We start from the raw sequence: 9,920 nt of genomic DNA, 5'->3' as shown, positions 1-9,920 counted from the left end.
GGACATACCGCAGGCACAGAATGGAAGTCTGATGATACTAACCACTGGCATGAATGTTCTCGTTGCCACGACAAAAAGGACGAAGCGGCTCACGATTACGGTTCTGACAATGTTTGCGACACCTGCGGATATTACAAAACTGTACCGCACACTCACAATCTGACTTTGGTTGCTGCGAAAGCTGCCACCTGCACTACTGCGGGCAATTCCGCATACTACACCTGCGATGGCTGTGACAAGTGGTTCGCAGATGCAACAGGATCGGTAGAAATTACCGATAAAACCAGTGTGAAGATTCCGGCTCCCGGACATACCGCAGGCACAGAATGGAAGTCTGATGATACTAACCACTGGCATGAATGTTCTCGTTGCCACGACAAAAATGACGAAGCGGCTCACAGCACCAGCGAGTGGATCATTGACACGGCAGCTACCGAAACCGCAGAAGGCGCTAAGCATAAGGAATGCACCGTCTGCAAGAAGGTTCTTGAAACCGCAACGATCCCCGCAACAGGCAGCAGCCATACCAATAGCTACGGCGTATACGTTGGAATGACATATACGGCAGGAAATTTAATATACCAGATTACATCAATTGATACTGCAACAGTAGGACAATCAAAGGTTATTGGTGTAGTAGCTGCTAAAAAGAATAAAATAAAGAAAGTTACAATTCCGGACAGAGCAGATTGTAAGGGATATAGATTAAATGTAACAACAATTGGTAACAATGCGTTTGCCGGCTGCAAGGCCCTTGAGAAGCTTACAATAGGTAACAAGGTAACTGTTATCGGAAAAAATGCATTTAAGAACTGCTCAAAACTTGAAACAGTAGTAATTGGAAAAGCAGTTAAGACAATAAGTTCTAAGGCATTTATAGGAGATAACAAGATTAAGAAGATTACATTCAAAGGTGACAAACTTAAGACTGTAAAGAAGAATGCATTTAGCAAGAAAGCAAAGAAAAATATTAAGTCTAAGAAGACTAAACTTAAAGGAAATAAGAAAGCCATTAAGTTGTTTAAGAAGAAACTTAAAATTAAATAATTAAAAAGTAATTAAAGAGGCTAGCTTTTCAAGAGTTGGACATGTCATGTATGTCTTGTATTCTGCGAAAAGGTAGCCTCTAATAAGTTTATTAAGAGGGAGATAGTGTGAAAGAAAGTAGAAACAAGCCATAAATTGGCGCACTTGAATAAGCTGTCTAAGGCAGGCAACTTTTTTGAAGTGTTATAGAGTTAAAAAAATAGATTAAGAAGCTAATGGCTTATCAGGTGGAAGTGTTCCTTCACGTTGTAATAGCTTCTTTGCCTGTCTGATAGCTTTTGCCTTTTGTTTTTCAACAAGAGCTACAGGCATATCGATTTTATAAAGATTGCTCGGATTCCACTCCTCACCGGTAGACAGCATCTGGTAGATGGCAGTAAGAATCTTCCATACGTTCTGATGATCGCTCTTTGCGGTGCGGCACTGTTTGGATTCGTTGCTTTCAAACGCAAAAAAGTACAGAAATAATTTCATAAAAGCATAAAAGAAACAGCAAAGGGAATGCGGCGAAACTCCATCGCATTCCCTTTTATCAAAAAAAACGGAATTTGTATGCTTGGAATTTTGCGACAGGCAAGGAGAATCTATTACGAAATTCCAAACATATAAAAGATACAAAATCCAGCAGATGCAAAATCTGACAGATACAAAATCTAACAGACAGGAAAGGATCTTACAGGAATAGCTTATATGAAAAAAACGGCAAAGTTCATAGTCAGAATGCTCGATCATCTGGTAAATTTTACGGCATTATTATTGATCCTTATGGTAATGTTCCTCTCCTGCTATATGCTTTGGGATTCAAACCAGGTATATCAGGCGGCAGATGCCAGAAATTATGAAGCTTATATACCGACAGAAAAACATACAAAATCTTTTAAAGAATTACAGAAGATCAATCCGGACATCATCGGCTGGATCCGGGTGAATGACACCAACATCAATTATCCGTTATTGCAGGCAGAAGATGATGATACTTACATGAACACAGATGCAGAGGGGAAATATTCCTTAAGTAGTTCGATTTTTCTGCACTGTGCCAATCAGCCGGATTTTTCCGATTTTAATACCATGATCTATGGGCACCATATGGAAAAACACAAGATGTTTGGAGATGTAGGAATGTTTACCGACAAAACATATTTCGAGGAACATCCATACGGGAATCTGTTTTTTAATGGCAAGGACCATGGAGCAGAATTTTATGCATTGATTCAGCCATCTATTTCGGCATTCTGATAAATGAAAACCAGAGACGAAAAAAAGGAAGATTACAGAAATGAGGGCAGCATTATGCAGTTAAAAATTACAACAGATTATGCAGTAAGGATCGTATATTACCTGGCTTTGCGAAAAGAGACTGTCACGGCGGCACAACTGTCGGAAGCCTTGAAAATACCGGAAAGTTATATTCCAAAGATAACAAAAAGATTAAAAGACGCTAGAATGACCTTTCGGAGAAACTATTTCATGGTATTTTGCAAACCTGTCTATTGAAGAAATAACCGGCAGATGCTATAATTTTTAAAAAGCTTCACAATAGCGGATATTTGGCAAAAGGAGGAGAGCAAAATGAAAAATTTGCGAAAGAAAACGGGATGTCTTGTTATGGCAGTGATGCTTCTGATCATGACGTTTGTTCCTGCAATGTCTGTGACTGTAAGTGCTGCAGCAAATATAGAAGGCAGACTGATCACAGTAGGAGGAAAAACAGTAAACAGTGGCATGAAGATCGCAGAGGTAGAAAAGCTGTTTGGGAAACCAAAGCTTACAACGCCATCTTACTGGGGCGGATATGCTTATACGTTTTACGGGGATAAGTACAGTGACTATCTGTATCTGGAGACAGATGCGGATGGTGTGATCGTCTGCTATGGAAGCGTCAGCCCGGGATTTGAGACGAATGTATATAATTATGAAGATAAGGTAGACCATTATGTACGCCTGGGTTATGAAGCCACAGATTATGATGATAATTTATATGGTGTGATTTATTATACAAAGTATCATTCGGATGCCTACGAAAGATTTGGGGCAAATCTGACGGAAAATAACCGAAATCTCAATAAACATGCGGCAGAGATGTGGAATGCAGTATCTTATTTGCATGGATATGACACGCCGACCTGTTTTGACGAACAATTGTTTAATGTCGGGGCACAGCTTGCAGATAATTACAGCACGGTATATGATTATTGTAATGATACTGGGCAGAGTGCCTGCTATCAGCTGATGGGAAGCAGCCTGATCAGTTTTCCGGAATATCGCTATCCAAATCCGCTGGAATTTGCAGAAAAAGGGAAAAATTATACCTGTAAAAATGGAAATGCGATAGGACTCATGTATTATCCAAAAGGAAGCGACAAGAGCCAGTACTGGGTGATCAATGGATTTGTCAATAAGGAATTGCTGGCAGAATGGAATCCTGTAGCGTACACGGCACAGGAAAAGCAGCAGCTGAAACAGGCGAGAGATTATTATGCAAAATCAGTAGAAGAATTTAATGCAGAAAAATCTTATTATGAAGTAGAACCGTCCTATGATTCTCTGGATACAATAGAAGGAGGAAAATTAAGCGAAGGAATTGCAAAAGGGGCAGTGGATTTTCTGAATGCGATCCGTGCAGGCGGTGGACTGAATCCATTGGAGTATTCAGAAGAGTTATCCGCAGATGCACAGTGCAAATCAACCTATACGGTGTATCTGTCCAAAAACAAGATCAGCAATCCAAATCCGCATTTTCCGCCTCAACTGGACGGATTAAGCGATGAATACTATGCAAAGTGCCAGAGCGGTTCCGGAGAAAATCTGTTTATGTGCGGCATTCTCAGCACAAACATCATTGGAAGTATCAGTAATGCCCTGGACGACAGTTATGGAACCGGGCAATATTATAGCAGAGGACATCGCTATAATCTGCTGAATCCGTCATGGAAATACATCGGTGTAGGAAATACATTGCAGCAGGGATGCCACAAAATGACAGGAACACAGGATTATGATGCAGAAGTTGTGGCATGGCCGGCAAAAGGAGTTACCATTTCAGAGAGTGGTTTTGCACCGTCCGGAATGTGGACATGCCAGTTTTACAATGGACTGAAACCGACGTCAGATACGACAGTGACGGTCAGATGTCTGAACAGTGGAGCAGTCTGGAAAATTGATCCGGCGAATCTTCTGGATTCTCAGGCATATCAGGTCAATGGTACGCTGATCTCATATGCGGACAATTCCATTGCTTTTAAAGTGGGCGGCGTCTATGAGATCACTTATGAGCATCTGAATGACCGGGATGGAAAAGATGCCTCCTATACTTACAGAACGGTATATGAAAAAGCATATCTTTCTTCAGATGGAAAGGAAGAACCGCAGCAGATTTTATTTGATAAGGAGAGTATGGAGCTGACGCCGGGAAGCACGGAAAAACTGACAGCGATCATACATCCGGAAGATGCCAGAAATAAGAGGATTTATTTTACAAGCACAAATCCGGCAGTCGCAACCGTCAATGAATGTGGAGAAATTACAGCACATGCCGCAGGAACTGCTGTAATCACAGCGGTAAGCGAGGCGGGAAATATCAAAGCGAACTGCAAAGTTACAGTGGTGCAGAAAAAGGCGGAAACGATAACCGGAAAAGATGATGAAAAGACGCCTGACAGAAAGCCGGATACACAAAGCAGCATAAAGCTCGGAAAAGCGAGTATCAAAAGTGCAAAAAAGAGAAAGGCGTCCCCGACAGTGACCATAACGCTTGCCAGAAAAGTGTCAAAAGCTTCCGGATATCAGATCAAAGTCTATCCGACTTCAGGAAAAGCAAAGAAAAACAAAGGTGCAATAACAACAAAGTACATAACGAAAAATACGAAAAAACTCGTCGTAAAGAATAAGAAATTAAAAAACAAAAAAGGATGCTATGTAAGGATACGGGCTTATCAGAAGATAAACGGAACGAAAAAATTCGGTGCATGGTCTGCAGTCAGAAAAGTAAAAAACAGATAAAGCCGCCACCTCAGTATTTGAAGACGAGGGAATGGAGATGGAGAAAAACGAAAAAACCAAGTATAAATTAGCAGAAGCCATGAAGGAATGTATGAAGACTTCCAAAGTGGATGCGATCACAGTAAAGCAGCTGGCAGAAAAATGTGGTCTGACCAGACAGACCTTTTATCGCAATTTTCTGGATAAATTTGACCTTATCAACTGGTATTTTGGAAAAATCCTGGATCAGTCGTTTGAGCATATGGGAAGAGGAACAAGCGTTTACGATGCACTTGTGCGGAAATTTACCTACATTGAGCAGGAGAAACAGTTTTTTGCTGCAGCGTTCCGCTATGATGAACAGAATTCTCTGAGGGAACATGATTTTGAACTGATTCTGGCATTTTATGAAAATCTGATCCAGGAAAAAACCGGATGTAAAATGAAAGAAGAGATGCATGATCTGCTGGAAATGTATTGCAGAAGTTCTGTCTATATGACCGTAAAATGGGTGCTTGGGAAAAAGATGGCCGCACCAGAAGGACTGGCAGAACTGATGGTAGAAGCGATGCCGGTAAAACTAAAAGAACTGTTTGAGAAACTGGATATGGTCAGGTAAACAATAGATTGTCCCGGATTCTGACAGGCAGATATCTGCCTGTGATTTCGTTGCAAAGTATTTTTGATAAATGTTACATTTAGTCTGTTTTGTCACTTTTCTTTTTGTGCAAAAGTGTTAAGATAATAACAAAGTGAAACGGAATGATGATGCACAGCTATATAGATACAGCAAAATCATTGCCGGAAACGTTAAAATTTTACAGAAGGGATGTAATAACTATGGCAAACAGAATCAACTTAAACGGAACCTCTTTTCATGGTGCAGGTGCGATCACAGAGATCGTAAACGAAGCACAGGCACACGGTTTTCAGAAAGCATTTGTATGCTCTGATCCGGATCTGGTTAAATTCAACGTTACTTCAAAAGTGACAGATCTGCTGGAAAAAGCCGGACTTGCATACCAGCTCTATTCTGATATCAAGCCGAACCCGACCATCGACAATGTAAAACATGGTGTTCAGGCATTTAAAGATTCCAAAGCAGATTATATCATCGCCATCGGCGGCGGTTCTTCCATGGATACTGCAAAAGCAATCGGTATCATCATTGCCAATCCGGAATTTGAAGATGTCAGAAGTCTGGAAGGAACTGCACCGACCAAAAACCCATGTGTACCGATCATTGCGGTACCAACCACAGCCGGAACAGCAGCAGAAGTTACGATTAACTATGTTATCACCGATGTAGAGCGTAAACGTAAGTTTGTCTGCGTAGACCCGCACGATATGCCGATCATCGCAGTGATCGATCCGGAAATGATGTCCTCCATGCCGAAAGGACTGACTGCTTCGACCGGTATGGATGCCCTGACACATGCAATCGAAGGATATACTACAAAAGCTGCATGGGAAATGACCGATATGTTCCATCTGGAAGCGATCAAACTGATCTCCGCTTCTTTAAGAGATGCAGTAGAAAACAAAAAGGAAGGCCGCGAAGGCATGGCACTTGGCCAGTACATCGCCGGCATGGGATTCTCAAACGTAGGACTTGGAATCGCACACTCCATGGCACATACCTTAGGTGCTGTTTATGATACACCGCACGGTGTTGCATGTGCAATGATGCTGCCGATCGTTATGGAATACAATCAGGACTGCACAGGCGAGAAATACCGTGAGATCGCACGTGCGATGGGAGTCAAAGGTGTTGATAATATGTCCGTAGAAGAATACAGAAAAGCAGCAATCGATGCCGTAAGAAAACTTTCTGTTGATGTCGGAATCCCGACAAAACTGGAAGCAATCAAAGAAAAAGACCTTGATTTCCTGGCAGAATCTGCTCATGCAGATGCCTGTGCACCGGGCAATCCCAAAGATGCAAGCGTAGAAGACCTGAAAGATCTGTTCCGCAAAATTATGTAAAAACAGATATTGCTGCAAAGTAGATAAATGTCAGCAAAGCTGACCAGAATTGTCTGCCAAATCTCACGTGTGTTCGACTTGAAATAAGATATACATACCTTAAAGATCACATACTGAAATGCATAAAAACATTTTGATATGTGATCTTTTTGATGCATACAGAAGCATACCATTGCCTGCTTTACATAAACTTGATAAGAAAAATTTTGAAGAATAGTGGCTTTGTCCTTATGAGACTTTACACAGATTTTACATTACACTGTCGTGGACTTTACATTGCATCGTTATACTGTAGATGCTTTGGTGATGCAGGGGGTGCGGGGCGAAAGTTCCAAGCCCCTGAAAAAATGTGCTGCATACCGAATAAAGAACGAATCTGAAATGAAAAACGTATGTAAAGCGAAGAAGGAGAAATCATGAACAGTACATTAGAGGTAATATTTGGATTGCTCGGTGGTCTGGCAGTGTTCATTTTCGGAATGAATATGATGAGCGACTGCCTTCAGAAGGCAGCAGGCGAAAAAATGAAACGGATTTTGGCATTGCTTACCAAGAATCCAATCCTTGGCGTTCTGGCAGGAGCACTGACAACCGCCGTTCTGCAGAGCAGCAGTGCGACAACCGTTATGGCGATTGGTTTTGTAAGTGCAGGACTGATGAATCTGCCGCAGGCAATCTCCATCATCCTCGGAGCCAACATCGGAACGACGATGACGGCACAGATCATTGCCTTTAAGTTAAGTGATTATATTTATGCAATTATTTTTATCGGATTTATCATTAGTTTTGTAGTAAAATCCGAACGTGCAAAAAACATCGGACAAACCATTTTTGCATTTGGCCTTCTGTTCCTTGGAATCGAGACGATGGGAAGCGTCATGAAACCGTTGGCATCCAGCCCGATATTTACAGACATGATCGAGCAGGTTTCTCATATTCCGGTTCTTGGTGTAGCCGTAGGAACCCTGATGACACTTGTCGTACAGAGCAGCAGTGCCACGATCGCAGTATTACAGAACTTTGCAGAACAGCCTGGACCGGACGGCGTCAGCAGTATCCTAGGTCTTGTCGGAGCAATCCCGATTCTGCTTGGTGATAACATCGGAACCACGATTACAGCTTTGCTTGCAAGTATCGGACAGACCAAAGATGCAAAAAGAACCGCACTTGCACACTGCATTTTCAACATTTCCGGATGTTTTCTGTTTATCTGGTTTGTAAAACCATACGCAGCCCTGATCCAGTATATCTCTCCGAAAGGACCGGAGATTGCAGTTATTTCCAGACAGATTGCAAATGCACATACCCTGTTTAATATTACCATGACGGTCATCTGGGTACCGCTGATCTGGCTGATGGTCAAGATCGTTATGAAAATCATTCCGGACGGACAGAAAAAAGTCTACAGCAACGCAGAACCGCAGTTTCTGGATTCCAAACTGGTTTCACAGCCGACCGCAGCACTTCAGCTGGTCGTAAAAGAAGTGGCAAGATGTATCGAGCTGGTCAGCGACAACTTAAAAGAACTGATCGCAGTATCCACAGAAAGTGACAGCGAGAAAATAAAAGCAGTGATCCAGAACTCCGAAGATACCAGAAAACTTTACGAACGAATCACCGAATACCTCTCCGAATTGTTTGCATCCGGCGGACTGACCGAAGAGCAGGCAAACCAGACAGCAGGTATCATGTATATTTTAAGTGATGTGGATCGTATGAGTGCCCTTTGCAGAGAAGTCTGTCTCTCCCTGAAAGATAAAGAGGAGAAAAAATATAAATATTCCAAAGATGCCATGCGTGATATGCGGCACAGCCTGCAGCTAATCCAAGAAATGTTTACGAAAGCCGTTCAGATGATGGCGACCGGAAATACGGAGGCTGCAAAAGATATTCTGCAACAGAAAGAAAAGATCCTCGATCTTGGTATCAAGATGCGAAAATCCCATGTAGAACGTGTTGGTGAAGGAAAATGCAAAGCAAAACTTACCGAGCCATACAACCGCATTATCCACCATATTGACCGAATGGGCAACTGCTGTATCAACATCGTAGATGCCGTGCAGGGCAAAGCAGGTCAGACCTATCTGGAGACCGTAGCATAAAGGAAAGAAAAACAGGAGAAAAAGTTAAGAGAAATAAAAAAATATTTTGTGAATAAAAAATAATAAAAAGAACTATACTTGAAAAAACTCCCGGTGCTGGCACACCGGGGGTTTTTATGCCTTTTGGAGACAATAAGTGTCAAATAATAATTTCTTAACATTCATGTAAAGCATGTTATACTTGAAAAAAGGAGGAATGGTCACATGGGGACAACATTTGAAAATGAAATACTGGAAATTTTTGGAACAACAGATCTGGAACAGCTGAAGAAAATTTCAAGAGATGTGGCATCTTATAATCAAAAAAAGCAGAGAAATATTTCCGGAAGAAAGAATTCTTTTACAGAGATACAAGCAGCAGAAATGGTGGCATTATATAGTCATGGAGAGAGTATCTCAGATCTTGCAAGAAAATATCAGGTTTCACGTCAGACAATCTATAATCAGCTAAAACGTGCCCATCGATTCAGTGAAGATCCAGATGTCAAAATGAGAATGAACTTTATGAATCATAATGATTTATGTACTACCATTGATATTGATTTTAGACATGAGAAGATCACAATCCATAATTATACAGAACAGATTTTGTTAAGAGCTTTTGGAGTTATAGAAAATCCGGATTGGAAAGATTTTGAATATTTTCTGGAAGATCGCTGTTTTCCAAGGACTCGTGACCATGCAAAAGAAATTTTAAGAGAAATGAATCTTCCATTTTATGATCCACTGCTGATTGTAGAGAAAACACAGGGGCGTATGGAAGGAGATCACCAGTGGATTATGATTCTGAAAAAGGAGGAATGA

At 41.4% G+C, this 9,920-nt stretch carries 8 protein-coding genes and 1 pseudogene; 8 read left to right on the top strand and 1 reads right to left on the bottom strand.

Annotated features, from left to right (window positions below):
• Positions 1 to 165: 165 nt before the first annotated feature.
• Complete coding sequence (locus LKD42_RS07775) at positions 166 to 1,047, top strand: leucine-rich repeat domain-containing protein (RefSeq protein WP_248835325.1); 882 nt, start codon at positions 166 to 168, stop codon at positions 1,045 to 1,047.
• Positions 1,048 to 1,251: 204 nt separating this feature from the next.
• Here the strand turns inward: LKD42_RS07775 and LKD42_RS07770 are convergent.
• Positions 1,252 to 1,431: pseudogene (locus LKD42_RS07770) on the bottom strand (IS110 family transposase); the annotation flags it as partial.
• Positions 1,432 to 1,737: 306 nt separating this feature from the next.
• Between LKD42_RS07770 and LKD42_RS07765 the strand changes: the two are divergent.
• From LKD42_RS07765 to LKD42_RS07735, 7 genes are all read left to right on the top strand, one after another.
• The gene (locus LKD42_RS07765; RefSeq protein ID WP_248835324.1) at positions 1,738 to 2,286 is read left to right on the top strand and encodes a class B sortase; all 549 of its coding nucleotides are present in this window, start codon (positions 1,738 to 1,740) and stop codon (positions 2,284 to 2,286) included.
• A 54-nt stretch (positions 2,287 to 2,340) separates the two neighbouring features.
• Entirely contained in the window at positions 2,341 to 2,544 is a 204-nt protein-coding gene (locus LKD42_RS07760; RefSeq protein ID WP_248835323.1) for an Rrf2 family transcriptional regulator, read from the top strand.
• Positions 2,545 to 2,619: 75 nt separating this feature from the next.
• Positions 2,620 to 5,049: an Ig-like domain-containing protein gene (locus LKD42_RS07755; protein WP_248835322.1), complete on the top strand. Its 2,430-nt coding sequence runs from the start codon at positions 2,620 to 2,622 to the stop codon at positions 5,047 to 5,049.
• A 31-nt stretch (positions 5,050 to 5,080) separates the two neighbouring features.
• The gene (locus LKD42_RS07750) at positions 5,081 to 5,647 is read left to right on the top strand and encodes a TetR/AcrR family transcriptional regulator (protein ID WP_331464834.1); all 567 of its coding nucleotides are present in this window, start codon (positions 5,081 to 5,083) and stop codon (positions 5,645 to 5,647) included.
• Positions 5,648 to 5,868: 221 nt separating this feature from the next.
• Positions 5,869 to 7,014, top strand: coding sequence for a lactaldehyde reductase (fucO, locus tag LKD42_RS07745; RefSeq protein ID WP_248835321.1), 1,146 nt, complete (start codon positions 5,869 to 5,871; stop codon positions 7,012 to 7,014).
• Between the two features lie 416 nt (positions 7,015 to 7,430).
• Positions 7,431 to 9,116 carry a Na/Pi cotransporter family protein gene (locus LKD42_RS07740; RefSeq protein WP_147631222.1) on the top strand — a complete coding sequence of 562 codons (1,686 nt, stop codon included), beginning with the start codon at positions 7,431 to 7,433 and terminating at the stop codon, positions 9,114 to 9,116.
• 204 nt (positions 9,117 to 9,320) lie between these two features.
• Positions 9,321 to 9,920 (top strand): helix-turn-helix domain-containing protein, encoded by a 600-nt coding sequence (locus LKD42_RS07735; RefSeq protein ID WP_248835320.1) that lies wholly within the window; start codon positions 9,321 to 9,323, stop codon positions 9,918 to 9,920.

The sequence above is a fragment of the Hominisplanchenecus faecis genome, assembly GCF_020687205.1.
In the GTDB taxonomy this organism is placed as follows: Bacteria; Bacillota; Clostridia; order Lachnospirales; family Lachnospiraceae; genus Hominisplanchenecus; species Hominisplanchenecus faecis.
Note: the sequence above shows the minus strand (reverse complement) of the source record. Positions and strands in the feature narration are given on the sequence as shown.

What these genes read in the sequence shown, in the direction of transcription:
- LKD42_RS07765 (WP_248835324.1), top strand. Translation starts at nt 1,738, where the DNA reads ATGAAAAAAACGGCAAAGTTCATAGTCAGAATGCTCGATCATCTGGTA.
- LKD42_RS07760 (WP_248835323.1), top strand. Translation starts at nt 2,341, where the DNA reads ATGCAGTTAAAAATTACAACAGATTATGCAGTAAGGATCGTATATTAC.
- LKD42_RS07755 (WP_248835322.1), top strand. Translation starts at nt 2,620, where the DNA reads ATGAAAAATTTGCGAAAGAAAACGGGATGTCTTGTTATGGCAGTGATG.
- LKD42_RS07750 (WP_331464834.1), top strand. Translation starts at nt 5,081, where the DNA reads ATGGAGATGGAGAAAAACGAAAAAACCAAGTATAAATTAGCAGAAGCC.
- fucO (WP_248835321.1), top strand. Translation starts at nt 5,869, where the DNA reads ATGGCAAACAGAATCAACTTAAACGGAACCTCTTTTCATGGTGCAGGT.
- LKD42_RS07740 (WP_147631222.1), top strand. Translation starts at nt 7,431, where the DNA reads ATGAACAGTACATTAGAGGTAATATTTGGATTGCTCGGTGGTCTGGCA.
- LKD42_RS07735 (WP_248835320.1), top strand. Translation starts at nt 9,321, where the DNA reads ATGGGGACAACATTTGAAAATGAAATACTGGAAATTTTTGGAACAACA.